The sequence below is a fragment of the Nicoliella spurrieriana genome (assembly GCF_023380205.1).
GTDB classification, from domain to species: Bacteria; Bacillota; Bacilli; order Lactobacillales; family Lactobacillaceae; genus Nicoliella; species Nicoliella spurrieriana.
The window spans coordinates 1,590,547-1,615,533 of sequence record NZ_CP093361.1; the positions used below are offsets into that span (position 1 = coordinate 1,590,547).

General features: G+C 41.0%; 25 protein-coding genes and 2 other annotated features. Of the genes, 6 read left to right on the top strand and 19 right to left on the bottom strand.

Features of this window, described 5'->3' with window-relative positions; all coding sequences use genetic code 11:
* Positions 1-92: 92 nt before the first annotated feature.
* Positions 93-326: a binding site (T-box leader), on the bottom strand.
* Between the two features lie 50 nt (positions 327-376).
* From minD to ezrA, 10 genes are all read right to left on the bottom strand, one after another.
* The gene (gene minD / locus MOO44_RS08070) at positions 377-1,180 is read right to left on the bottom strand and encodes a septum site-determining protein MinD (RefSeq protein WP_260116610.1); all 804 of its coding nucleotides are present in this window, start codon (positions 1,178-1,180) and stop codon (positions 377-379) included.
* Positions 1,180-1,845, bottom strand: a complete 666-nt coding sequence (locus MOO44_RS08075) for a septum site-determining protein MinC (protein ID WP_260116611.1) — start codon at positions 1,843-1,845, stop codon at positions 1,180-1,182. Before MOO44_RS08075 ends, minD begins: the two co-directional genes overlap by 1 nt.
* A gap of 11 nt (positions 1,846-1,856) precedes the next feature.
* A complete protein-coding gene (gene mreD / locus MOO44_RS08080; protein ID WP_260116612.1) occupies positions 1,857-2,384 on the bottom strand; it encodes a rod shape-determining protein MreD in 528 nt (175 codons plus the stop codon).
* Between the two features lie 14 nt (positions 2,385-2,398).
* On the bottom strand, positions 2,399-3,247 hold the full coding sequence (gene mreC, locus MOO44_RS08085; protein WP_260116613.1) for a rod shape-determining protein MreC: 849 nt from the start codon (positions 3,245-3,247) through the stop codon (positions 2,399-2,401).
* 78 nt (positions 3,248-3,325) lie between these two features.
* Entirely contained in the window at positions 3,326-4,330 is a 1,005-nt protein-coding gene (locus MOO44_RS08090; protein WP_279306817.1) for a rod shape-determining protein, read from the bottom strand.
* A 155-nt stretch (positions 4,331-4,485) separates the two neighbouring features.
* Positions 4,486-5,793 (bottom strand): bifunctional folylpolyglutamate synthase/dihydrofolate synthase, encoded by a 1,308-nt coding sequence (locus MOO44_RS08095; protein ID WP_260116615.1) that lies wholly within the window; start codon positions 5,791-5,793, stop codon positions 4,486-4,488.
* A 59-nt stretch (positions 5,794-5,852) separates the two neighbouring features.
* On the bottom strand, positions 5,853-8,510 hold the full coding sequence (locus MOO44_RS08100; RefSeq protein WP_260116616.1) for a valine--tRNA ligase: 2,658 nt from the start codon (positions 8,508-8,510) through the stop codon (positions 5,853-5,855).
* 48 nt (positions 8,511-8,558) lie between these two features.
* Positions 8,559-8,771, bottom strand: a binding site (T-box leader).
* A gap of 58 nt (positions 8,772-8,829) precedes the next feature.
* On the bottom strand, positions 8,830-10,047 hold the full coding sequence (thiI, locus tag MOO44_RS08105) for a tRNA uracil 4-sulfurtransferase ThiI (RefSeq protein ID WP_260116617.1): 1,218 nt from the start codon (positions 10,045-10,047) through the stop codon (positions 8,830-8,832).
* A 10-nt stretch (positions 10,048-10,057) separates the two neighbouring features.
* Positions 10,058-11,203, bottom strand: a complete 1,146-nt coding sequence (locus tag MOO44_RS08110; protein WP_260117333.1) for a cysteine desulfurase family protein — start codon at positions 11,201-11,203, stop codon at positions 10,058-10,060.
* Positions 11,204-11,317: 114 nt separating this feature from the next.
* On the bottom strand, positions 11,318-13,033 hold the full coding sequence (ezrA, locus tag MOO44_RS08115) for a septation ring formation regulator EzrA (protein WP_260116618.1): 1,716 nt from the start codon (positions 13,031-13,033) through the stop codon (positions 11,318-11,320).
* A 181-nt stretch (positions 13,034-13,214) separates the two neighbouring features.
* On the opposite strand from ezrA, the gene MOO44_RS08120 reads away from it, so the two are divergent.
* The 6 genes from MOO44_RS08120 to MOO44_RS08145 all read left to right on the top strand — a co-directional run bounded on the left by MOO44_RS08120 (position 13,215) and on the right by MOO44_RS08145 (position 17,160).
* Complete coding sequence (locus MOO44_RS08120) at positions 13,215-13,661, top strand: GAF domain-containing protein (protein ID WP_260117334.1); 447 nt, start codon at positions 13,215-13,217, stop codon at positions 13,659-13,661.
* 194 nt (positions 13,662-13,855) lie between these two features.
* The gene (rpsD, locus tag MOO44_RS08125) at positions 13,856-14,464 is read left to right on the top strand and encodes a 30S ribosomal protein S4 (protein WP_260116619.1); all 609 of its coding nucleotides are present in this window, start codon (positions 13,856-13,858) and stop codon (positions 14,462-14,464) included.
* 93 nt (positions 14,465-14,557) lie between these two features.
* Entirely contained in the window at positions 14,558-15,031 is a 474-nt protein-coding gene (locus tag MOO44_RS08130) for a YueI family protein (RefSeq protein WP_260116620.1), read from the top strand.
* Between the two features lie 11 nt (positions 15,032-15,042).
* Positions 15,043-16,320: a replication-associated recombination protein A gene (locus MOO44_RS08135; RefSeq protein ID WP_260116621.1), complete on the top strand. Its 1,278-nt coding sequence runs from the start codon at positions 15,043-15,045 to the stop codon at positions 16,318-16,320.
* 20 nt (positions 16,321-16,340) lie between these two features.
* Positions 16,341-16,628, top strand: a complete 288-nt coding sequence (locus MOO44_RS08140) for a hypothetical protein (protein ID WP_260116622.1) — start codon at positions 16,341-16,343, stop codon at positions 16,626-16,628.
* 61 nt (positions 16,629-16,689) lie between these two features.
* On the top strand, positions 16,690-17,160 hold the full coding sequence (locus tag MOO44_RS08145) for a universal stress protein (RefSeq protein ID WP_260116623.1): 471 nt from the start codon (positions 16,690-16,692) through the stop codon (positions 17,158-17,160).
* Between the two features lie 189 nt (positions 17,161-17,349).
* Here the strand turns inward: MOO44_RS08145 and MOO44_RS08150 are convergent, their stop codons facing one another.
* From MOO44_RS08150 to MOO44_RS08190, 9 genes are all read right to left on the bottom strand, one after another.
* Positions 17,350-18,243 (bottom strand): helix-turn-helix transcriptional regulator, encoded by an 894-nt coding sequence (locus MOO44_RS08150; RefSeq protein ID WP_260116624.1) that lies wholly within the window; start codon positions 18,241-18,243, stop codon positions 17,350-17,352.
* A gap of 71 nt (positions 18,244-18,314) precedes the next feature.
* A complete protein-coding gene (locus MOO44_RS08155; protein ID WP_260116625.1) occupies positions 18,315-18,896 on the bottom strand; it encodes a DNA-3-methyladenine glycosylase I in 582 nt (193 codons plus the stop codon).
* Between the two features lie 76 nt (positions 18,897-18,972).
* The gene (locus MOO44_RS08160; protein ID WP_260116626.1) at positions 18,973-20,091 is read right to left on the bottom strand and encodes a D-alanine--D-alanine ligase family protein; all 1,119 of its coding nucleotides are present in this window, start codon (positions 20,089-20,091) and stop codon (positions 18,973-18,975) included.
* A gap of 81 nt (positions 20,092-20,172) precedes the next feature.
* A complete protein-coding gene (locus MOO44_RS08165) occupies positions 20,173-20,943 on the bottom strand; it encodes a hypothetical protein (protein ID WP_260116627.1) in 771 nt (256 codons plus the stop codon).
* A 32-nt stretch (positions 20,944-20,975) separates the two neighbouring features.
* Positions 20,976-21,863 carry an ATP-binding cassette domain-containing protein gene (locus tag MOO44_RS08170; RefSeq protein ID WP_260116628.1) on the bottom strand — a complete coding sequence of 296 codons (888 nt, stop codon included), beginning with the start codon at positions 21,861-21,863 and terminating at the stop codon, positions 20,976-20,978.
* Positions 21,850-22,227: a GntR family transcriptional regulator gene (locus tag MOO44_RS08175; protein ID WP_260116629.1), complete on the bottom strand. Its 378-nt coding sequence runs from the start codon at positions 22,225-22,227 to the stop codon at positions 21,850-21,852. Before MOO44_RS08175 ends, MOO44_RS08170 begins: the two co-directional genes overlap by 14 nt.
* Positions 22,228-22,357: 130 nt before the next feature.
* Complete coding sequence (locus MOO44_RS08180) at positions 22,358-23,182, bottom strand: MetQ/NlpA family ABC transporter substrate-binding protein (RefSeq protein ID WP_260116630.1); 825 nt, start codon at positions 23,180-23,182, stop codon at positions 22,358-22,360.
* Between the two features lie 16 nt (positions 23,183-23,198).
* Positions 23,199-23,891 (bottom strand): methionine ABC transporter permease, encoded by a 693-nt coding sequence (locus MOO44_RS08185; RefSeq protein ID WP_279306812.1) that lies wholly within the window; start codon positions 23,889-23,891, stop codon positions 23,199-23,201.
* Positions 23,884-24,918, bottom strand: a complete 1,035-nt coding sequence (locus MOO44_RS08190) for a methionine ABC transporter ATP-binding protein (protein ID WP_260116631.1) — start codon at positions 24,916-24,918, stop codon at positions 23,884-23,886. The genes MOO44_RS08185 and MOO44_RS08190 overlap by 8 nt, the downstream gene beginning before the upstream one ends.
* Positions 24,919-24,987 lie beyond the last annotated feature (69 nt).

Below are 24,987 nucleotides of genomic sequence, written 5' to 3' on the forward strand. Positions count from 1 at the left end.
AACGTGGTTCCACCTCAATTTGTAATCTGCTTACACAAATTACCTCAGTGAGTTCAGTAAATAAAAAAGTCCCCTTAAGCCATTGAATGGCTTAAGAGGACGATTTCAATCGTGGTTCCACCTCAAATTTTTTCACTGTTCACACAGCAAAACTCAATGAGTTTATTTACTAAACTACAACAATAACGCGTTAAAACGGTAATTTCCTACTAATCTTCAGAAATAACGACTCCCAGGCGTGAATAAATCATGCCATCCACCTACATCCCATCACCGTAGGCTCTCTGTAGAACAACATTGAATAAATTCCTGATCAACATCTTTAATTTAATTAAGGTAATCATATAGCATTAATCCATATTCGTCAAGTTATTTATTAATCTTTTCTAGAAAATAACCGACTCCAAAATGATTTCTGGGGTTTGGCAATTTTGTTAATATCCATTAATGGCACCGTCTCACCGGTTAGTCGTCTAGAAATGTTACGATACCCCTGTGATGCTGGATTCTCAGGGTTCATTACGATGGGTTCACCATGGTTAGAAGTCTTAATAACCTCGTCATCATCAATTACGATTCCAAGCAATGGAATTCCTAAGTGCTGGGTAATTTCGTCGATATCCATGGTATCGCCATCTTCCATCATGTTAGTTCTAATCCGGTTAATAATTAATTGCGGCTTATCCTGAAGTGGATGTTGTTCTAATAATCCAATCACCCGATCAGCATCTCGAACTGCAGAAATTTCAGGAGTCGTAACAATAATGGCCCCATCAGCACCGGCAATGGCGTTCAAAAAGCCCTGTTCAATTCCAGCCGGACAATCGATAAAGACATAGTCAAATTCTTGTTTAATCTCGTTTACAATCGTCTTAACCTGCTCTGGATTTAAAGCGTTCTTATTGGTGTTTTGGGCAGCAGGTAACACGTAAAGGCTGTCAAAACGCTTATCCTTAATTAAGGCTTGCCGTAATTTAGCCCGCCCGGAAGCAACATCAACAATGTCGTAAATAATTCGATTATCTAAGCCCAAGATAACATCTAAGTTCCGTAATCCAATATCCAAGTCCATTAAACAGACTTTTTTACCCATCAGGGCTAACGCCACCCCGACGTTAGCGGAGGTCGTCGTTTTACCAACGCCACCCTTACCAGAAGTAACAACGATTGCTCTCCCCATTACAGAATTCCTCCAATTCGATTATAAAATTTAGGATTAATTTGTTTTAATCCGCTTACCTTACCATAATCTAATGTGTGTAAATCATTCACATATGCGACGTTTTGAAAAGAATTTTGAACCTGCTTATCAGCAACGATATCAAATTGTTCACCAATTCTAATTTGTTGCGCACTATGTAAGTCACCAACGATTAGCTTATCTTCAGCATTGGGAGCCCCCGCTTGCACGATTCCATAAACGCTGCCCAATACATAGATATTACCATCGGTAACCAACTTGCCACCTTCATTTACAACCCCCAAAAACAAAACGTCGCCCTTAGCCCTATAGACCTGTCCATTTCTAATGATTTGAGCCACAATGTGGACGTTCTCATCCTCTTTGATCCGATTAGCATCAGCGATGGAAATCACTTCACTACTGATTCCATCCATTATTAAATGGGGGTATTGTTCAAAGACCTGCCCCACCACCTTAGATTGCTCATCTGAAAGAAGACGGCGCCCAGTGATTACCTCTAAATGCATTCGTTTAGTAGGATAATCTTGATTTAATTTAGCCAGGAGGGTTTCTAACTCCTTTTGAATATCAGAAATTGACGCCCCCTCGTTCAGCACCAATTCGTACCCGTTCTGGGTTCCCTTTAAGCTAACTGCTTTCAAATCAATTCCTCCTATTCCTTTTCTCGATAATGATCAAATAGTAGCGAAACCGGATAATAAGTAATAATAAATAAAACTAAGTTAAACGCAAGGCTAGGTCCCAGTACCGAGACCAAAAAGTTAGTCGCAGTAATATTAGCCAAGTGTACAAACCGGTTCGCTAGAAACGAAAACGACATGGAAATCGTTACGCCAATAAAATAGATTAAAAATCCAGAAATAAAGGTTGCGGATAGGTATCGATATGAAAGTCGGCAAATATAAATCGCCAGTGGGAGGATAAATACAAACACCCCGAGGGTCCCAAAGTAAAAAGTATCCATAACGAATCCGGTCACAAACGCCCAAATCCCTAAATGTAAGTTAACTTCATTTTCGAACATTAGTCCAAAAATTAACCATAATAAAGTAATACATGGTACAAATGACTGTACTCCAAACAGCTGTTTACTAAAGATTTGGCTAACTGATCCATCCAAGCAAAAGGCAATGTACAAGCCAATTGGAAATACGAACCGTAACGGTGAATTCCTTAGCATTTCAATTCCCCCTACTAATTGCGACTAGCAACCGTCACCGCTTCAATATCATTTAAGTCAGCGGCCGGGCTAATATAAATTTTAGATGATAATCCATAGTCATCGTTAGAAACCTTAGCAACCTTTCCAATATAGAGTCCCTTAGGAGTAACGCCACCTAGTCCACTAGTATAAACCTTTTGGCCCACCTTGATTTTGGCCTTAGCGGTAATATTCCCCATTTCAATCAGTCCAGTTGTTTTATTATAGCCAGAAATAATTCCGTTAATGACCTTGCCACCATTGGCATTCACTTCAATTGCAAACCGATTGGTAGCTGCATTGTTATTCGTAATTAATTCTACCTTACTATTGGTCTTATTCACTTCTGCAACCCGGCCAGCTAGTCCGGTATCCACTAAGACCGGCATGTTCTTCTTAACTCCAGCATTAGCCCCCCGATTAATAATAATCTGATTTTGCCATGATGACGGGGTGCGGGTAATTACAGCGGCATTGATCGACTTGTAGCTAGTCAAAGTATCATTTAGCTTTAGTTGGCTCTTTAACTTCGCATTTTCCTTTTGTAATGCGGCATCACGAACTTGCGTTGAGGTAATCTGATTAACCCGCTTACTCAATACCTGATTTTCCTGATAGGTATTCAACAGGGTACCAATCGACCCCACACCGTTACTAACGATGTTCACCGGGGTTGAAACAATCGTATCGGTAAAGCCTGCCACATCGTTTCCAAATTGTTGGATTAATGGTGGCGTCGCCTTGCGGTTACGCACCGCAACTGAAAACGTCATTAACCCGATGCTAATTACAACGCACAACATGACAATTACCAATTTTCGATTGGAGAAAAACTTGTGCATAATTGCCCCTCCATAGATTTTAATTTATAAAAACAAAAGCGGGAAGCATTAAACCTCCCGCAGTGATTGTTTTTTTCTTTATTTTTTCTTCATTACATCAATACTCTTTAGTGATTCACCAGTTCCGATTGCAACACAATCAAGCGGGTCTTTAGCAATTGATACTGGAACCTGAGTCTCATCTGAAATCACTTCAGAAAGGTTTTTAAGCAATGCACCACCACCGGTAAGTACGATTCCATGATCGATAACATCGGCAGCAATTTCTGGAGAAGTTTCTTCAAGCGTTTCCTTAACGGTTCCGATAATCTCTAAAATTGGTTCGTGAATAGCAGTGGAAATATCTTCAGCTGAAATTTCAACCGCTTTTGGTAATCCAGTCAAGAGGTAACGACCACGAACAGTAGTCCCTTCGATGTTCTTAGCATCATCTAGTGATGCGGAACCGATTTCCCACTTCAGACGTTCTGCAGTTCTTTCACCAATTAATAAATTATGCTTTTTACGAACGTAAGTCGCAATCGCTTCGTTCAACTTATCACCAGCAACCCGAAGTGAGCGACTGGATACGATTCCACCTAATGAAATCGTAGCAACATCGGTCGTTCCACCACCAATATCAACTACCATACTACCAGTGGGATCCATGATTGGTAATCCGGCTCCAATCGCAGCAGCAAATGGTTCTTCAATTACATAAGCATCACGTGCTCCAGCAACCCGGGTGGCATCGATCACGGCTCGTTTTTCAACTTCAGTAATTCCACTAGGAACACAAACCATAACGTATGGCTTACCGCTTGAATGCCCCAATGTCTTTGTAATGTAGTATTTAAGCATGGCAACAGTCGTATCGTAGTCAGCGATTACCCCGTCCTTCATTGGCCGAATTGCCTTAATACTTGCAGGCGTTCTTCCAATCATATTACGAGCTTCTTCACCAACGGATACAATTGCTCCAGTTTTGGTATTTTTAGCAACAACTGAGGGTTCTCTTAAAACGATTCCCTTTCCCTCAACGTACACAATGGTATTTGCTGTTCCTAAGTCAATCCCAATGTTTTTCGTTCCAAATCCAAACACGACGTTCATCCCTTCGTACTCATATCAACGATATAAATTTATCAATTTTAGTATATCATATTTTTATCAGAATTAAATCACTCTTAATTATTTTAAGCAAAGTAATGGCCATAATAAATGCTTTTGTAAACAATTTAACCATTAGTTAAACATTATTAATGCTTGAACAATGCCCTGACGTCAGAAATAAAATATAACGATCCCGTAATTATCAATCCATCATCTTGGCCCATCTGATTGGAAACGGTCAAAATCGCTTCCTGCCAATTAGCAATAAATTCAATTGGGTGCGCGGATTTGACCTCCGCCCGCACGGTTGAAAGATCGGCCGCCATGCGTTGGTTCGGTCCCACAAATTCAGTTAGGATTAAATGGACATTTTTAAGGCCTGCAAGGGTCTCAATCATTTGTAAATACTGCTTATCAGCTAGTATAGCAAGTATAATATAAATTTCACGATCTGAAAAATGATTTTGAATGTTCTTTTGCATTTCTTTAATTGCTGGCAAGTTATGGGCACCGTCAATCACCACTAACGGTTGGTCGTTTAGCTTTTCGAACCGGCCGGCCCACTGGGTATTCAATACCCCCTGTTTGATCATCTTGGCACTAACGGGGGCGCGATGTAAGCGCATGAATGTAACAAAGGCTTCAATTGCAACGGAAGCGTTATCAATTTGAAAGTCACCCATCATGTTCATCTTAAGCCCCTTAGTATTAATTTCACCATCGCTAAAATCAAACTGCTCATGCCAGCCGCTGATTGGCCGGGATTGAACACTAAAGTCACGTCCTAGGCACTTGATAGGTGCAGATAACTCGGTTGCCTGGTTTAAAATGACCTGTTTAGGGGTCGCTGCAATGTTGCCGATGACTACCGGCACGTTCGGTTTGATAATCCCCGCCTTATGCTTAGCGATTTCTGATAACGTATTCCCCAAAAATTGCATATGATCGTAGCCAATCGTGGTAATTACGGATACGTCAGGATAGAGTACGTTCGTGGAATCATTATCCCCACCAATGCCGACTTCAACGATAACGACATCAGCATGCCCTTCGGCAAAGTAGGTAAACATCATTGCGGTCAACACCTCAAACTCAGTGGGCCCCTCGTTTGGCATCATCGCATCAATCTCAGCCACAATCGGAGCGACACGCTTCACCAATCGAACCACTTCGTCATCACTAATTGGCACACCATCCACACTAATTCGTTCGTTGAACCGGACTAAAAACGGCGAAGTAAACGTCCCGACCGTTAGACCCGCTTCAGATAGCAGGTTGCGTAAAAACGAGACGACCGAGCCCTTTCCATTGGTCCCAGCAACGTGAATGGCGGTAATTTGTTGCTCCGGGTGCCCTAATTTGTCCATTAATAATTGCATTCGCTTCATGGTCGCATCCTTATGCGATTTAACCCGCCCGTGAATGTAGGCAAGTGCTTCTTGATAACTTTTCATAGTACCTCCTTTCAAAAAAGCCCCGCACAGTATCTGTCCGGGACTTGATTGATTAATTATTATTGAGCTTTAAGGTCGGCTTGCCGTTGTTTAGTCGCAGCTAACTTGGCCTTATTATCTTCTAATTTTTCACGTTCAGCATTCACGACCGCTTCGGGTGCATTTTGCACGAAGCGCTCGTTGCCAAGCTTCTTTTCAGCCCGCTGAACTTCAAATTCAAATTGTTCGATTTCACCATCTAACCGCTTAATCTCTTCGTTAAGATCAACTAACTCGGCAAGTGGAATGCTGACTTCAGCATCAGTCATCACACTGGTCATGGCTAACTTAGGGACCTGAACGTCACTCCCCACTTCCAATGTCTTTGGATGACAGAAGCGTTGAATGTAGCCTTGGTTCCCTTCAAAAATATCCTTTAAGTTTTGGTTATCAGTCTTAATTAAGATATCAACCGCACTGGACATCTTAGCATTAGCCTCTGAACGAATGTTCCGAACCGCTTTGATCAAATCGATCAAACTATCCATATCGGATTCAGATTTTGGATCATTAAATTCAGGATGATCCACTGGGTAGTCGGCAACCACTAATGATTGCCCAACGTGTGGCATCGTTTGCCAAATGTTTTCAGTTACGAATGGCATGATGGGGTGCAACAGGCGTAGCGTTTGATCTAATACGTAGGCCAAAACGTTGCGGGTGTTTTGCTTAGCATCTTCATCATCACCAGTAAGGGTTTCCTTACTCATTTCAATGTACCAATCACAAAAATCATCCCAGATGAAGTTGTATAGGGCCCGGCCCGCTTCACCGAAGTTGTACTTATCAAATTGATCAGTCACCTGCTTAACGAGGTCGTTTAACTTACTTAAGATCCAACGATCAGCTAGGTTCCACTTAGCAGGATCTGGTAACGTTGGTTTTTCCATTTCCCCTAAGTTCATGATTACATACCGGCTGGCATTCCAGATCTTATTAATAAAGTTCCATGCCGATTCAATTTTGGCGTAGCTGAACCGGACATCTTGTCCCGCAGTAGAACCGTTGGATAGGAACCAGCGTAATGCATCTGCACCGTACTTATCGATCACATCCATAGGGTCAATTCCATTCCCCAATGACTTACTCATTTTGCGTCCCTGTTCGTCACGAATCAATCCATGAAGCAAGACGTCCTTAAATGGTCGCCGTCCGGTAAATTCAAGGCTTTGGAAAATCATTCTAGCCACCCAGAAGAAGATGATGTCATAACCAGTAACTAACGTGTTGGTTGGGAAGTAACGTTTAAAATCAGGTGCATCGGTATCAGGCCAGCCCATCGTTGAAAATGGCCATAAAGCAGATGAGAACCAGGTATCCAAGACATCGTGGTCTTGTTCCCAATTTTCGATATCCTTAGGAGCTTCTTCACCAACGTAGGTTTCACCAGTCTGCTTATTGTACCAAGCTGGGATCCGGTGGCCCCACCAGAGTTGCCGTGAAATGACCCAATCATGGACGTTTTCCATCCATTGGTCAAAGGTGTGTTCAAAGCGGTCTGGCACGAAATTCACTCGGTCATCAGTCTTTTGGTTCTTCAATGCTTGTTCAGCCAATGGTTTCATTTTAACGAACCACTGGGTAGAAAGTCTGGATTCCACCTGGACCCCAGTTCTTTCAGAATGCCCAACCGCATGGACAATTGGGTCGACTTTTAGCATGTATCCTTGGGCTTGCAAGTCATCCGTCATTGCCTTTCTAGCAGTGAAACGATCCATGCCTTCGTACTTCCCAGCATTGGCATTCATTGTAGCATCTTCGTTCATCGTGTTGATCCGCTTGAGGTCATGCCGGTTTCCAACGTTAAAGTCATTTGGATCGTGGGCAGGCGTAATCTTAACCATCCCGGTTCCAAATTCCTTATCAACGTAAGCATCCGCAATAATCGGAATTTCACGGTCAACCAATGGGACCCGAATCTTTTTGCCTACGATGTCCTTATACCGTTCATCGGTAGGATTAACCGCCACCGCAACGTCACCAAACATCGTTTCAGGACGGGTGGTAGCAATTTCAATGTAATCCTTGCCGTTAAACTTAGTGCCATCGGTAAATGGGTATTTAACGTGATAAAAGGCCCCCTTATCGTCTTTATGAATCACTTCGATGTCAGACAATGCAGTTCTAGCCTTTGGATCCCAGTTAATGATGTATTCACCACGGTAGATTAACCCCTTCTTATAAAGGGTCACGAACACCTTGCGTACCGCTGCTGAAAGTCCGTCATCGAGGGTGAACCGTTCACGACTGTAATCGAGTGAAAGTCCTAACTTACCCCATTGTTTTTTAATGGTTGCGGCATAGTCATCCTTCCATTCCCACACCTTTTCGATGAACTTATAACGACCGAGGTCGTATCGGGTAATGCCCTGGGCGTTCAACTTAGCTTCAACTTTGGCTTGCGTTGCAATTCCGGCATGGTCCATCCCGGGTAACCAAAGTGTATCGTAGCCTAACATCCGCTTTTGGCGAATTAAAATATCTTGGAGGGTCGTATCCCACGCATGGCCTAAATGTAACTTTCCAGTCACATTTGGCGGCGGAATCACGATTGAATATGGTTTTGCTTTTTGATCGCCACTGGGCTTGAAGACACCTTCATCTAGCCATTCTTGGTATTGACCATCTTCAACTGCACTATGGTCATACTTTGGTGGCATTTTAATATCCTTAGTCATAAAAACACCTCAACTTAAAGTAATTTGTAAACAAAAAAGCACCTCGTCGAATAGGACGAAGTGCTCGCGGTACCACCTAAAATTAAACCGAAAAATCGATTTCTCTCATGTAACGGATTAACGGGGTCAACCGGGATTACCTACTAATTTCAGTAACCCAACTCCCAAGGTACCTTCATCTAAAATGGTGAAAATCCTCTCAACTAACCGGATTTCTTTCTGAACACCACTCAAGATTACTCTCTTGTTCACAGTTTTTCTTCTTGATAACTATCATAAATCAATCGACTACAAACCGTCAACTAATTTTTTAATAATTCTATAATAATTCAGAAAAGACGTCTTGATTCTGATTCATAAACTCTTCCCCTGGCTTAATATCAGTGACTTTAATGCCAGCCACTGCTTCCTTAGTCAACGCATCCACATCGATGTAGGTTTCGTAGTGGCGTGTTTTTGCTAAGTCAGGCTTAGTCTTAGGCGAAGGCGGCGTAAAAATCGTACAACAATCTTCAAATGGCATGATCGATAAATCATAGGTACCAATTTTTTCGGCAATTCGAATGATTTCAGTCTTATCCATCGATACTAATGGTCGTAACACCGGTAGGTTCGTAACGTCATTAATCGCCATCATACTTTCAAGCGTTTGGGAAGCCACTTGCCCCAGTGACTCACCAGTAAAGACTCCCTTACAGTGGCGATCACGGGTGATTTGGGATGCAATCCTTAACATCATTCGTCTTTGAATCGTCATTAGGTATCCTTCCGGAACCTTTTCCTTAACCGTTTCTTGCACCTTAGTAAATGGCACTTCAATAAATTGAATATTACCACCGAACTTAGCAACTTGTGCGGATAATTCCTTAGCCTTAGCTAGTGCTTGGGGACTGGTATATGGTGGACTAAAGAAGTGAATCATATCGACCTTAACGCCCCGTTTCATTGCAAGGTAGGTCGCAACCGGGGAATCGATTCCACCCGATAACATCATCGTAGCCCGACCACCGGTGCCGACTGGTAGGCCCCCGGCACCCTTAATCGTTTCGCTAGATAAAAAGATCCCGTTCATCCGAATTTCTACCCGAATTTCAATATCAGGGTGTTTCATTTTAGCCTTGATTCCATCAACATTTTCGATAATAAAGCCACCCAATTTATCATTAATATCATAGGTATCTAGCGGGTAGTTCTTATCCTGTCTAATCGTATTGATTTTAAACGTCATCCCAGATTGATATTGATCCTTAACCATCTGCAAAGCAACGCGCTTGGCATTGTCAATGTCCTTATCCAACTTAATGGCAGGCGAAAGCGTCTCAATCCCAAATACCCCCGTTAGGCGTTCAATGACCTTATCATAGTCTTCACCATGCAGGTCAACGTGCAAACGGTCCTGTTGGGGATTAACGTGAATATCTGAAAAGTCGTGCAACACGTGGCGAATGTTCTTACCAAGTTGCTTAATAAAGTCCTTGCGGTTCTTACCCTTAGTGGATAATTCACCGTATCTGACCATAATTTCACTATATTGCATGAATATCTCCTTAACTTAATTTACTAAATTGTTCGTATAACTGATCAAAAACGCGGTTAAATGTTTCTGCTTCCGCTAACGTATTATTGGCATCTAGTGATACCCGGACGGCGCTGGTGCATAGCTCAGTCGGTTCTTGCATTGCCGTCAACGTAGCTGATGGCACGTGGTCCTTTGATGAACAAGCACTGGTCGTTGAAATATAAATATCATGATCTTCAAACGCATGCACGATGGTCTCGCCACGCACTCCTAAAATTGAAAAGCACAAAATATGGGGAGCAAAGTTATCCTGATCCTTAGAGAAAATCGTAACCTTATCAAAGTTTTTGATGTGGTCATAGATAGCCGATTTAATCGCTGCCTGTTTTTGCACCTTAGCATCCTCGTCGGTCAATAACAACCGTAGCGCCCGAGCCATTGCAGCAATTGCCGGTAGGTTCTCAGTACCACTTCTAAGGTTATGCTCCTGTCCACCACCGATCATTAGCGGTGCGATTTTCTTGCCAGCGCGCTTGTAAATAAACCCGACTCCGCGGGGCGCATGGAATTTATGTCCCGAAAAAGTGACAAAATCGACCCGCTCGTTCATGATCAGGTCTTGGATTCCCTTCCCAATTCCCTGAACCGCATCAATGTGGTAGTGAATGTTTGGGTATTGCTTCAAGACTTCAGCAGCATCCTTAATGGGTTGGATTGTTCCAATTTCATTATTAACCGCCATGATTGAAACCAAAATGGTGTCCTTACGAATCGCAGCCTTTAAATCATCAATTGAGATGCGCCCCTCTCCATCCACTGGGAGGTAGGTAACGTCATAACCCAACTGCTTTAATTGTTCACAGGTATTGTGAATAGCAGGATGTTCAACTGCGGTCGTAATAATATGCCGACCAAATTTGCGCTTTTCAATCGCAGTTCCTTTTAAGACCCAGTTATCACCTTCGGTCCCACCACTAGTAAAAATGATTTCATTCGGTTGAACACCCAATAAATCAGCAATTTGTTTTCTTGATTGATTCAACAAATTAAATGATTCTTCACCAAAACGGTGTAAACTAGATGGATTTCCCCAAATTTTTTTACTAACCTGGTCATAAGTGTTCAATGCCGAAGGATCAATTTGTGTCGTTGCACTGTTATCAAAATAAATCATAGTCACCATAAACCCTCTTTTAAATTATTAGTCCGGCCAATTTAAATTCTAACTATATATTATAACAGAAAAAACCATTTATGCGATTAGATTAACATAAATGGTTACTTTTAGTTAGTTTTTATGGTGACGATAATAAGCACTTTGAATGCGTTGATAAATTGCCGGGTCAATTAAATCCAATGCGGTAACGATTACATTCAAACTTTCTTCGTATTGATAATCATGGTCAAATAAGTAATGGGCCCGCTTACTTGCCTCCGCAATGTCAGCATGACTAGTTCGATACCGGTTAGCGAACTGCATCATTTGTTCGGAAAGCGCGGCGCTATCTAACAACGTATTGGTCCGTTCCAATAAATTATCAACATCGGACTTAATGACCTCAATTTGTTCATTGATTGAATCCATACTAATCCTAGTCTGATTAATTGCCTGCGATAACTTTTGCACTTCTTGGTCCACCAACGAATACGCATCGATGTAATCATCGGAGATTCCGGGCAGGTTCATATTCTCAATCCGACGTTTCATTGTGTGCATTTGTAGTTCAAAGTCTTGAATTGCCTTAACTGCCCGGTCCTCTTCTTCGTTCAAATTAGCGACCGAAGCATTAATTTCACGTTGTTGTGCTTCAATTTGACTAAGGGCCTTCTTAGCTTCACTAATGTGTTCTGAGATGCGCGAATAAACTGCGCGTCCGTCAGAAACCGATTGTAAATCATTTTGATGGGTAATATCAATTGCCTTAATTTGTTCGGCCAACTCCCGCGTGGTCTCGATTTCTTGATGCTCTAGATCGTAATTTTTATCTAGTTGTTTCAACTCGCTCATTAACTCGATATTTTGCCTTTGGGCGTGTGAAACGAATGCGGTGATTACATCAATTTGTTTTTGCACCCGCCGCTTGGATTTAATTTCCAATTCCATCGCATCATAAAGCTGATCAATCATTTTATCAATTTGGTGATTGCCGCTTCTGGTCTGGGCGATCTCTAAATCCCGTAGGTTATCGAGATTTTTTTCAATTTGCTGTCCCACAAATTGAATTGCCCCATCAATATTGTCATCAGCGAACTGATAGCCCGCATTGACCATTTCTCGATGCCCCGTTTTAATTTCATCCACTTGTTCTGGATATTCAACGGTCAAACTCTTGTAAATTTTAGGGATTTCATCTAAGAATACCTGCAATTGATCTGACTGGCTAACTAATTCAGGGAGGATGTTTTCAGCGGCATCATGATCACCATCTTCAGTCAACTGTTTAAATTGAGCGAATTTTTCCTCTGCTTTGGTAAGGCGTACCTCTAAATTATCAGTGGTCGGTCCATAAAGATAGTTCTTATTTAAAAGGGTCGTATGCATCTGCTTAAACCGTTCTGTTAAATCTTGGATGACCTTGTGATGTTGCTTATTTAAATCCTTAATCTGCACCAGGCCAGCCTGAATCATTTGCACCCGTTGGGTAACATCACCTAAGGATTGATTTACTGCATGGTAGAGCTTATTCGTCCGTAAGAAATTAAGGGTTTTACTAACCTTCGTTGCCCCGTTGATTAAATCGTTAATCTCGGTGAAATCAGTATCTAAGATTTCCTGATAACCATCGGTGTAGCCGTTCAATTGGTCCAACGTCTCCCCGGATAAATTCATTTTTTGGGCATCGTCTAACTCATCTTGGATCGGAATGGACTGGACTTGCTCAAACTTAGCTTGAAGTACCCTCATTTGCTTAATTATGTAATGTTGGTACGTCACAATCGCAAGGTAGATGACCAATACTACCACCACGATTGCAACCAATATTCCTACAGCTGAATTTCCCATATACACTCCCACACCTTTTTAAAAATAAGTAATCATTTCTATTTCGCTATTGTTCGTAAATTGATACTATTCATTTTATTATAGCTAACATTTGGCAAAAAATCACTAACCATTTAAAATTATAACATATGATATTTTTTTAAATCATTTAGGGGGAATTCCTTTGCAAAATCATAAATCAATGCTCGTTCAACAATTAGATGCGCTATTAGCTAATGAGACTGATTCAGTGGCCAACATGGCCAATGCTTCAGCATTACTGTATGAATCATTGTCAGATATTAACTGGGCTGGTTTTTACCGATTCGTTAAGGAAGCCGATGAATTAATTCTGGGCCCATTTCAAGGCAAGGTCGCATGCGTTCACATCCAAAACGGAGCTGGCGTTTGCGGAACCGCTTTCAAAAACAATCAAGTGTTAAGGGTTGCAGACGTTCACCAATTTCCGGGTCACATTGCATGTGATGCCAATAGTAAGTCAGAAATCGTATTACCCGTTAATGATGAAGACGGCACCCAATTAGGGGTCCTAGACATCGATGCCCCAATCGCTAACCGGTTTACTACTGAAGACGAGGAAGAATTAAAGCAATTTGTTGCCACCTTTGTCGCACATTTGACAAAGTAGCTCAACCAAGCTACAATAAGTAATTGTGTAAAATAATGCAGCGGTACACGGTAAGCTCGTCAACATGTTGTTGCCACATTGGTTCAATAAGTAACCCTCCGGCTGCTGAGGTGAACATTGCAAAGCAACATGCACGAATACTAAGTGTATATACGGATTATTTTACTCCAAAAATTAATTGGAGGAATTTTATTATGTCAAGATATACAGGTCCAAGTTGGAGAATTTCTCGCCGTCTTGGTGTATCTTTATCAGGTACTGGTAAAGAATTAGCTCGTCGTCCTTACGCACCTGGTGATCATGGTCAAGGTCGTCGTCAAAAACTTTCAGAATATGGTACTCAATTACGTGAAAAGCAAAAGCTTCGTTACATGTACGGTATGACTGAACGTCAATTCGCTAACTTATTTGTTCGCGCAGGTAAGGTTAGAGAAGGTCGTCACGGTGATAACTTCTTAATCTTACTAGAACGTCGTTTAGACAACGTTGTTTACCGTTTAGGTTTAGCTACTACTCGTCGTCAAGCACGTCAATTAGTTAACCACGGTCACATTACCGTTGATGGTAAGCGCGTTGATATCCCATCATACGAAGTTGAACCTAACCAAGTGGTTGCTGTTCGTGAAAAGTCTAAGGACTTACAAATCATCAAGGATGCTGTTGACGCCGTTGTTGGTCGTCCAGCATACGTTACCTTTGATGCAGATAAGCTTGAAGGTTCATTAAATCGGTTACCACAACGTGATGAACTTAATGCTGATATCGATCCATCACTTATTGTTGAATACTACAACAAGCTATAATATGGATTTCGATCCCAAAAGTGTTTCGCTTTCGCGAAACACTTTTTTTGTTATACAATTTAAGTATCAAATGTAAAAGCGAGGAATTTAAATATGGCAAATAATGATAATGATGTAAATAGCAGATTAGAGCAATCCACAGTCGGGACTCCTAAGATTAATCCAGATGAACAAAGAAAGTACCTGGGAACGTTTCGCGAACGGGTCTCACTTGCAATCATGATTCAAGATTTGGGCACTCCACAGGCTCAACAGGCCTTAGAAACTGAAATTAAGGCCCACCCAGATTATCAACTCTTGGTCAACGGTCAAGTGGGTCAAGATCAAATTGGTCCCTTTATGAAACTAGCATCCCAAAATAACGTTAAGTTCACAATCAGAACCGATTCATTTTACTTTACCAATCCCGATAGCTACGGCGTTGTTTATGCGGCTGCTAGCGCCATCAACGTTAGTCCAGTCGAGCTTCATCAAAAATACCCGAACCTATTCCAAAATGATGGTAGTAGTGCCGCTAACCCAGAAAAGCCATCATTTATGGATAAGTTAAAACACCTTTTTAAATAGGAGGTAATTGTTTGCAACAACCATTAGCGTACCGGATGCGCCCTAAGAAAATCGAGGATATTGTCGGTCAACAATCCTTGGTCGGCCCCGGTAAAATTATTAATCGGATGGTGAAGGCCAAGTCGCTTTCTTCAATGATTTTATATGGTCCGCCCGGGACTGGGAAGACCAGCATTGCGAGTGCAATTGCTGGTTCCACTCAGTATGCATTTCGCAAACTAAACGCTGCCACCGATACCAAAAAAGACCTCCAAATTGTTGCTGAAGAGGGTAAAATGAGTGGTACCGTAGTTTTATTATTGGATGAAATTCACCGTTTGGACCGTACTAAGCAGGATTTCTTACTTCCCCTTCTCGAAAGTGGGCAAATCATTATGATTGGGGCCACCACTGAAAATCCATACATTAACATCAGCCCGGCCATTCGGAGTCGGACTGAGATTTTCCAGGTCCACCCCCTTACCCCTGATGACATTCAAATTGCAGTCAAAAGAGCATTGAATGATCAGGAAAACGGGCTGGGTAAGATAAAAATCAAATTAGATGATGATGCACTGCATTTACTCACGACTGGCACTAATGGTGATCTAAGAAGTGCGCTGAACGCCTTAGAACTGGCTGCTAACTCTACCGATGCGGACGCTAGTGGCGTCATTCATATTCAATTACAAGACATTGAAGAATGTCTGCAAAAAAAATTGCTCAGTGCTGACAAAAATGGTGATGCTCATTATGACGTCATCTCGGCCTTTCAAAAGTCGATCCGCGGTTCCGATACCAATGCTGCATTACACTATGCCGCTCGGCTGATGGAAGCTGGCGACATTAATTCGCTGACCAGACGCTTAATCGTAATCGCATACGAAGATATCGGATTAGCTAACCCCAGTTTATGTGCCCGGACCGTGACTGCAGTTCAAGCAATGGAAAAGCTAGGGTTACCGGAAGGCCGGATTCCACTTGCTGACATCATCATTGAACTTTGCATCTCGCCTAAGTCCAATTCAGGCTTAACCGCAATCGACGCAGCCATTGGTGATGTTAAGCGTGGTCATTTCGGACAGATTCCACCCTACCTTAAGGATGCTCACTACAGTGGTGCTAAAAAGCTGGGGCATGGAATCAACTATCAATACCCTCATGACTTTCCAAATGATTGGGTGAAACAACAGTACCTGCCAGATCAAATCAGTAGCGCTAATTACTACCACCCTAAAACCAACGGGAAGTATGAAAAAGCGTTTGCCAATCAATACCAAAAAATTCAAAATGCCCAACGTGGGCACTAAAAATAGAAATGGAGTTTAACATGTTAGTCGTTGTATTAACCATTATTTTTGCCGCCATTATGCTTGGTGTCGGGGCGTTTTTATTCACCCACCAAAATAAGCCTTTCTTAGTCTTTCATCCGGAAAGCATTCCCGGACTAAGGTTAGTCGTTAAGGTTTTTGGCGGACTCTTTATGGCCTGCGGATTAGTGTTTTTAGTGATTCTCTTTTTAGATAACGATCAATTGTTATTTTGGATGCTAATCATTGCCTGTTTCATCGTAATTGCATTTCAAATTACGATCGCTCGTTATTTTGGCAAAAAATAATAAGTTCATTTAGTTCCTTTTATTTTAGATTCATTTTAAAATAATAGTGGAGGTGGGGAATATGTTAGGTAACTACAAAAACATTTTAGTCCCAGTTGACGGTTCTAAGGAAGCTAAATTAGCCTTTGATAAGGCGGTCATCATTGCCAAGGAATCCAAAGCAGGCATTCACATGGTTCACGTTATTGATACCCGTTCATTCCAAAACATTTCAAGTTTTGATAGTTCAATGATCGATGAAGCCACTGCAAACGTTAAAAAGACGTTAGATGATTACCTAGACCAGGCTAATCAAGCCGGTGTATCAAATATCGACTATTCAATTGAATACGGTGCTCCAAAGGTGGTCATTGCCCGTGAAATGCCGGATCGTTACCATACCGATGTAATCATCATGGGCGCAACCGGATTGAGCGCGTTTGAACGTTTGATGATGGGTTCCGTAACTGATTATGTAAGTAAGGCTGCTAAGTGTGACGTGTTAATCGTTAGAACCGACACCAATAACCAACCTGTAAATAAAGCAAAATAACTCAAAACCATTTATAATTCGACTCCCACGGGGCGGATTACTAAATCGAATTAGGCTAGCAATCATTAAATCAAGATTGCTAGCCTAATTTGTTATTCAATGATCATCAAAAGCCCCCCATATGTTGGCCCAAACCGTTCATCATATGGGGGGCTTCAGTGTTAATCGATAACTAAAGCGCACATTCGTTTATTCTGTAACCAGTGTGCGGAGCTTATCAACCTGGTCAATTAGTTGATCATCATTGTAATAATCACCAAAGTGATGTGCCCGGTCTAAGTAACAAATTGCTTGCGCATAGGCATCAGAAGCAATTAATCCCCTTGCCATCGCTAAATTCAACGGCCCGAGTTGATACATTGAATCAATTGACCTTAAAAACTGACATGCTGCCCGTGTTAATACCATTGCTTCTTCATGTTTTAAAAGATGGTGTTGGAGATCGATCGCCTCGACATAGATATTAATCAAGCGTTTAAAGTTATTGCGGTGGCTAAACTGATGGATTTTTAAGTAACTAGTCGCTAATTCGTTAAACTGTTCAGCTTGAGCTAGGTCATTTAACATGAAATACGCTTTTGCCATTCCAATGTGGGCCCAAGTAGTATAAATATTCTCAGTCGATAACCCACTGTACTTAACTAAGACTTCTTCAAAATTTTTAATCGCGTTTAAGTAATCTAAATCAGCCTTAGAATGAATATCACCTAGATAGCAATAATATCGTGATTTAAGTTCACGACTGGCAAGGTTTGCTACGTTTACCTTAGCAATTAATTGCCGGGCTTTCTCATAATCAGATTTCCAAATTGCACCCTCCACTAAATCAAGTGTTTTATTGCTAATCTGGCCACTAGTAATTACATCGTGAATATTTAAGTCTAGTCGCTCACAAATTTTATAAACAATGTCAATACTAGGTGAAACATTTTTGTTTTCAATCAAACTAATTAACCCCTGGGTACAAATATTAACCGCCAATTCAGTTTGCGATAACTGCAGTTGGCGGCGACGGCGTTTAATTTGACTCCCCATGATTCTAATTGAGCCACGGCTAATATTACTAGTCCTCATTATTCTCATCAACCTCATCCCTTTCTTATCCGAACATCATTTTAATATCTTAGATCAATCATAATATATTTATACAAATGTTAGCAATTGTTTTCATAAAAATTAATGATTTGTTTATATCTATAGCAAGTTAATTCATGGTCATTCACCACTCCCGCTGCTTGCAATAGCGAGTACATCGTTGTAGGGCCAAGTCTTTTAAAGCCTAATTGTTTAAACTCAGTCACGTATGGTTGCACGAATTCGGTTATTGAAACCGCTTCGTCGCGTTCCCTGAAATGGTTTAAAGGTTGACCATTAGTATATTTCCATAATAGGTTCGATAACGTCACTTGTTTCGCTTGGAGCTGCACCAACGTCTTAGCATTATCAATCGTAGCCATTATTTTTTGACGATTTCGAATGATGGCAGCGTTCTGCAATAATAATTGCAATTGTTTGTCATCATAATTAGCAACCACGTTAAAATCAAAACTAGCAAACGCCAGCCGAAATGCTGGTCGTTTTTTGAGAACCGTTAACCAACTTAACCCCGCTTGAAACGTTTCTAACGTCATTAACTCAAATAGTGTTTGTGAATCATATTCCGGCACCCCCCACTCTTGATCATGGTAAACCATTAATTGGGGGTCCGTTTGCGCCCATTTACATCTTGATGCCATAAAATCCTCCTTTGTCTAATCATTAAATACGAATTTAATCTAAAAAAACACCCATTAAATGGATGTTTTTAAATTATTATTTTGATAATTTTTCCTTACCAAGTGGTGTAAAGTCATGGTGAATTTGTTTACGTCTATTAAATTCAGCAATCGCTAATTCGATTAACCTATCAATTAACTCTGTATAGGTAATTCCAGAAGCGTTCCATAACTGTGGATATAAACTAATGTTAGTGAAGCCAGGCAACGTATTAATTTCACCTAAGTATGGTTCATCATCCTTAGATACCAAGAAATCAATTCGTGCCATCCCCTTTAAACCGAGGCCCTTATAAGCAGTTAACGCCATTTCAGTAATGCGATCCGCCAATTTTTGGGATACATCAACTGGAATATCAAAGTGCACTTCACTAGCATCAACGAATTTATTTTCATAAGTATAGAATTCATCATTTTCAGGCACCCGAATTGCACCCAACTTAGAAGCAATCGGGTGTTCATTCCCTAAAATCGAGATTTCTAATTCTTGGGGGCCCTGAATTGCTTCTTCAACAAGGACCTTGTAGTCATAACGAAAGGCATCTGCTAAGCTATCCTTGTATTCTTCAGCATTGTTCACTTCATGAATGCCAACTGATGAGCCTTGATTAGCAGGCTTTATGAACATCCGTGTCCCCAATTGAGCAGCCAATTTTTCGTATGAATAATCCCCCTCATTATCAGGAGTCAATAAGACATACTTCGTATTTTGCACTCCGTATAAGTCCAACATTTTCTTGGTAATGTCCTTATCATAAGCCATTGCTGATTCTAAGATTCCACTACCGACCCATGGCTTTTGCAAGAGTCTGAATAACCCTTGAATCGTACCATCTTCACCTAAGTTTCCGTGAATGACTGGGAAAAAGACATCCACATCCTTAATTTTCCCCAAATTGGCAATGTTTGCTAACGGATCAGAAGCGTCAACAGTGGGCATTACTGATTTCACAACTGCATCCTCATCTTCACCATCAAATACCCGGTGGGAATCTGTATCACTGAGGAGATACCCCTCCTTAGTCATCAAGAATAAGCTTACATCGTACTTATCCTTATCCATTGCATCGTAGATGTTATGAGCTGAACGCTTCGAAACATCATGTTCGGAAGAATTGCCCCCAAAGAAGAGAGCCACGTGCATTTTCTTTGTCATTTTGTATACCGTCCTTATATATTCTCAGAAACTTTATTATAGCATATTTACGAAACTAATAGTGAAGTTTACTGGGAATTTTTAATCACGACGGAGTTGTAACCGCATCGTAATCAATTTAGTTAAACAAGTTATTCCCCCTAAAAACACTAGTGCAGTTACTAACAAGTTAAACGGATTATTAGGCCCATGCTCACGATAGCCAAACAGTAAACTAATTAGTGAATTAAAAAATGAACTTACCATTTGACGATTAATCACCTTAGCCGAAATAAGGCTTTCAATACCAGGAATGATCATTTTTACCACTGTAACGATTACACCTATTAGAGCAAAAAATGCAATTAAGATTACCCACTTCTGCATTTTTTTAGAAAAGAGGCTCAAAAACACTCCCATTAATTCACTAATTTCAAATATAAAATAGTTTTGCAAAATGGCAAATACTAATAACATCAAAAAATTTAAAATGGAGTTATTGAAAAAGCCTGCATAGCTAGACTCATTAAAATCATTAAAAGCAAACATGATTTGACCGGCGGTCAGCATCAAAGCCAAAGCGACTACGACGTACCAATCGATTTTAAACGTTTGGAACCGTGAAAAACCATTTTGGAGTTTAAATTCAAACGAACTGCTAAAATTAAGCGCCATTATAAATAACGAAAAGAAAGTCAGATCTTGAATCAATAGCACCAAGATATTACTGAAATTCCCAAAATGACCAGTTGTAACTAGTCCAATTAGATGTGGTAAGTTTTGTAACCCCAATAAAAATACTAATAAAAAACCAATTGATTTTAAGATGGTCTGCATCTCAATTTTAAATAACTGTCGTTCTCGACTATTCATAATGAACCCATCCCCCTATTAATGCATTAGTTCTAAATCGTTTCTTCTTCATCGAATAATTCCTCATCCCGACTCGTTAAGTAAATAAAGAGCGTTTGCAAATCCATTCCATTAATCGAGACCGTATCCGGTACCTTGCGATCATCATTTAATTGACCGTAGACATAGTTCGTCTTTAAATTAGCGAGCTTTTTACTTCCAATCACATTCAATCCATCACAGTAGGCATCTAATTCATTTTCGGGCCCGGTAATTTCGTGGGCGTTCTTTAGTAGCTCCTCATTTTCACCATCGACAATGATCCGCCCATCATCAATAATTACGACATCACTAACTAGGTTAGCAATTTCATCGATCAAGTGGGTCGAAATAATCATTGTTCGAGGTCGATCGCTATAGGATTGAATTAACTCGGAGTAAAATAATTCCCGATGATTAGCATCTAATCCTAGCGTTGGTTCATCGAAAATCACCACGTTCACTGGAACGCATAGTGCAATAATATCCTTGACGATTGAATGGTAACCAGTCGAGAGCTTACTAAAACTAGTCTTAATATCCACCCCAAATTCACGCACTAAGCGATTAGCCAACGACTTATCAAAGCCATAATACAACTTAGCAGTATTTTTAATGATATCGCGAACCTTCATCGAATCTGGATACATGTTCGTTTCGCTCATCATAAAAACATCACTAAGGGCACCGCAATTATCATTAACTGATTCGCCATCAATCATTACATTCCCGGAGCTAGTAAAGTTAAGCCCCGTAATGATGCTTAACAAGGTACTCTTCCCAGCACCATTTCGGCCTAATAAGCCGTAGATTCGATCAGGCTTAAAGGTCAGGTTAATATCATTCAATACGTTATGTTTGTGAAAATGCTTATTTAAATGCTCAATTTTAATCGTTGTCATGTTGATACCCCCGTTGAATTAATTTTAAAACCTCATCTTGGCCTAACTTTAACTTATCAGCCTCATGAATCATATCAACGACAAAGTTTTCGTAGAATTGGGAGTGGCGTTTTTCAACCACCCGCTTTTGGCCATCAATCGTTACGAACGTGCCCATTCCACGTCGTTTTTCTAATAACCCTTCGTTTACCAATATGTTCATCCCCTTCAGCACCGTTGCTGGATTAATATGAAACTGCTTTGAAATTTCAGTCGTCGATGGAATTTGATTATTTGCCGGAAACGCCCCGGTAAAGATGGCGTCCTCAATCTGTTCGGCCACTTGCAAATAAATCGGTTCCGAAATGTCAAAATCAAACTGCATATGTTCTCACATCCTTCAATTTATTCTGACATCATTTAGTTAATTACTTATGTAACTAACTATACAGACACAATTAAAAAAAGTCAAATTAAAAGGGCGCCTAGCTTCTTGAGCTAGGCACCCTTGTTGGTTAGTATTTATGGGCTGGTAAAACGCCACCCTTATAATGATCGTAAATCCATTTTTGAACTGGTTTTGATTCTAAGACCTTCATTAACTTCTTAATTTGCGGCTTATTCCGATCTTCTTTTCGGACCGCAACAATGTTGTTGTATGGAGAATTTGGGCTACTCTTTTGGAGTGCAATTGCTTGCTTCTTCGGGTTTAAGCCACTTTGGACAGCATAGTTAGCATTAATTGCTACCGCATCCCCTTCACCGTTTTCGTAAATTTCTGGCAGTAGTTTAGGTTCATAACTATTCTTAAATACGAGGTGGCGGGGGTTACTTACAATATCAGAGAAGTTGGCCTGTTCAATGCTGACACCCTTCTTGATTTTAATCAAGCCTGCTTGTTGGAAGAGTTCCAAAATTCTACCATAGTCAGGTGCATTGTTACTAACTAAGATGGTCGAATTGGGTTTTAAATCCTGCAGGCGCTTTACCTTTTTAGAATAAATCCCCATTGGTTCCAAATGCACCGCTCCAACGTTAACTAAATCACCATGATTTTGCCGATTCCATTGGTTCAAGAATGGAATCGTTTGGAAGTAGTTTGCGTCTAATTCACCGGATGCTAACGCCTTATTGGGGAGGATGTAGTCTTGAAACACCCGTACATTCAGGTGAATGCCTTCCTTTTCCAATTCCGGTTTAATGTGATTCAAAATTTGGGCATGTGGGATATTGGAAGCCCCAATCGTAAGTGAATTTTTCGAATGCGCACCACCGGGGCCAATTACCAATAGTGCAATGAACGCAACCACTAAGGAAAGTAAGAAACCAACTTTTTTCATTTGAATCCCTCCCTAATTATAGTCCACGTTTATCGGTTCTTTTAACGAATGTGTCACCCAAAAATTGAGCAATGAACACAAAAATCAAAATGATTACGGTAGCCACTAACGTAATACTATTGTTATTTGATTGGAATCCATCCAAATAGGCTAAGTTTCCAAGCCCACCGGCACCAATCGCACCGGCCATGGCGGTGTATGAGATTAACGAAATCGTGGTCACAGTCGCACCGGCAATCAATGCGGGCGTACTTTCTGGAATCAAGACCTTCCAGATGATTTCCCAGTTAGTCGCTCCCATTGACCGGACCGCTTCGATCACTCCGTTGTCAATTTCGCGGAAATTGGATTCCACCATCCGCGCATAAAATGGTGCAGCGGAAATGACCAATGATGGGATCGCTGCGGTAGGTCCAATGATGGTCCCCACGATGTTCTTGGTAATCGGAAGTAACAATACGATTAAAATAATGTATGGAATCGATCTGAAGATGTTAACCAATACTGAAACGACGAAATTTAATACCCGGTACCAAAATCCCTTCTTATCGCGCGTTTCAAATAAAATTAACCCCAGGGCAATTCCAATCACAGCGACTAAAATCATTGAGACCAACGTCATCCAAACTGTTTCCCAGGTGGCTGACCACATATTCGGCCAATTTACGTTTTTAAATTGAAAATACGAACTTAAACCTTGATTATCCACGGCTTAGTACCTCCGTTTCTACTTTTAGTGTCTGAAAGTCTTCGAGCGCTTTCTTTTGTTCTGCCGGGTCACCCAGTAACTGAATGACCAAAGTCCCAATCGTCCCGGCTTGGGTCGGGTGTAGTGCCCCTTCAATGATGTTGATTTCCAAGTCTGGCCGTTGCTTAGCTACCTGGGAGACCACTGGCGATTGGGAGCGTTTACCATTGAACGTTAATTTAATAATGGATCCATTTGGATAGCGGTTCACTAATTCATCCAGTGCCATCGTGGTGTCCTTAGTATTTGGTGCATCGTTTTCACTTACGAAGCGCTTAGTAATTGGTTGTTTAGGATGGTTAAAGATATCACTAACACTGCCCTTTTCCACTACGCTCCCATCTTGCATGACCGCAATGTTGCGCGCCACTTTTCGGATGGCATGCATTTCATGGGTAATTAAAACGATTGAAATACCCAGGTCATGATTAATTTTAACCAATAGGTCTAAAATTTCATCAGTCGTTTGGGGATCCAAAGCACTCGTTGCTTCATCAGAAATTAATAGTTTGGGATCATTAGCTAACGCCCGGGCAATGCCGACCCGTTGCTTTTGTCCACCGGAAAGTTCTGATGGATAGTCATTTTCACGGCCCTTTAGCCCGACCAATTCAATTAGCTTCTTGGCCTTTGCCACCCGGGTGGATTTGTCAATCCGGGCCAGTTCTAATGGCAACATCAAATTCTCAATGATGGTTCGTGACCATAACAAATTAAAGTGTTGGAAGATCATCCCAATTTGTTTTTGTTGGTCCCGCAGTTCTTTCCCATGCAATTTAGCAATGTCATGACCGTTAATTTCAACAGAGCCACTCGTGGGGGTTTCCAACCCGTTCAACATTCTAACTAACGTACTCTTCCCAGCACCAGAATAACCGATAATCCCAAAGATATCGCCATCATCAATCGTTAAATTAACGTTATTAACTGCCTTTAGTTGGCTATCCTTCAGCTGAAAAACCTTTGATACATCCTTAAATCGAATCAAATTCATTCCTCCTAAATAAAAAACTCCCCATCCAAGAAAGGACGAAGAGTTTTCGTGGTACCACCTTTT

Excerpts from the sequence above, each read along its gene's own strand:
- thiI (WP_260116617.1), bottom strand. The coding sequence starts at position 10,047 with ATGCAATATAGTGAAATTATGGTCAGATACGGTGAATTATCCACTAAG.
- MOO44_RS08170 (WP_260116628.1), bottom strand. The coding sequence starts at position 21,863 with ATGACAACGATTAAAATTGAGCATTTAAATAAGCATTTTCACAAACAT.
- MOO44_RS08175 (WP_260116629.1), bottom strand. The coding sequence starts at position 22,227 with ATGCAGTTTGATTTTGACATTTCGGAACCGATTTATTTGCAAGTGGCC.
- minD (WP_260116610.1), bottom strand. The coding sequence starts at position 1,180 with ATGGGGAGAGCAATCGTTGTTACTTCTGGTAAGGGTGGCGTTGGTAAA.
- MOO44_RS08095 (WP_260116615.1), bottom strand. The coding sequence starts at position 5,793 with ATGAAAAGTTATCAAGAAGCACTTGCCTACATTCACGGGCGGGTTAAA.
- ezrA (WP_260116618.1), bottom strand. The coding sequence starts at position 13,033 with ATGGGAAATTCAGCTGTAGGAATATTGGTTGCAATCGTGGTGGTAGTA.
- MOO44_RS08180 (WP_260116630.1), bottom strand. The coding sequence starts at position 23,182 with ATGAAAAAAGTTGGTTTCTTACTTTCCTTAGTGGTTGCGTTCATTGCA.
- MOO44_RS08120 (WP_260117334.1), top strand. The coding sequence starts at position 13,215 with ATGCTCGTTCAACAATTAGATGCGCTATTAGCTAATGAGACTGATTCA.
- MOO44_RS08130 (WP_260116620.1), top strand. The coding sequence starts at position 14,558 with ATGGCAAATAATGATAATGATGTAAATAGCAGATTAGAGCAATCCACA.
- MOO44_RS08150 (WP_260116624.1), bottom strand. The coding sequence starts at position 18,243 with ATGAGAATAATGAGGACTAGTAATATTAGCCGTGGCTCAATTAGAATC.
- MOO44_RS08110 (WP_260117333.1), bottom strand. The coding sequence starts at position 11,203 with ATGATTTATTTTGATAACAGTGCAACGACACAAATTGATCCTTCGGCA.
- MOO44_RS08165 (WP_260116627.1), bottom strand. The coding sequence starts at position 20,943 with ATGAATAGTCGAGAACGACAGTTATTTAAAATTGAGATGCAGACCATC.
- MOO44_RS08145 (WP_260116623.1), top strand. The coding sequence starts at position 16,690 with ATGTTAGGTAACTACAAAAACATTTTAGTCCCAGTTGACGGTTCTAAG.
- MOO44_RS08140 (WP_260116622.1), top strand. The coding sequence starts at position 16,341 with ATGTTAGTCGTTGTATTAACCATTATTTTTGCCGCCATTATGCTTGGT.
- MOO44_RS08155 (WP_260116625.1), bottom strand. The coding sequence starts at position 18,896 with ATGGCATCAAGATGTAAATGGGCGCAAACGGACCCCCAATTAATGGTT.
- MOO44_RS08100 (WP_260116616.1), bottom strand. The coding sequence starts at position 8,510 with ATGACTAAGGATATTAAAATGCCACCAAAGTATGACCATAGTGCAGTT.
- MOO44_RS08160 (WP_260116626.1), bottom strand. The coding sequence starts at position 20,091 with ATGACAAAGAAAATGCACGTGGCTCTCTTCTTTGGGGGCAATTCTTCC.
- mreC (WP_260116613.1), bottom strand. The coding sequence starts at position 3,247 with ATGCACAAGTTTTTCTCCAATCGAAAATTGGTAATTGTCATGTTGTGC.
- rpsD (WP_260116619.1), top strand. The coding sequence starts at position 13,856 with ATGTCAAGATATACAGGTCCAAGTTGGAGAATTTCTCGCCGTCTTGGT.
- mreD (WP_260116612.1), bottom strand. The coding sequence starts at position 2,384 with ATGCTAAGGAATTCACCGTTACGGTTCGTATTTCCAATTGGCTTGTAC.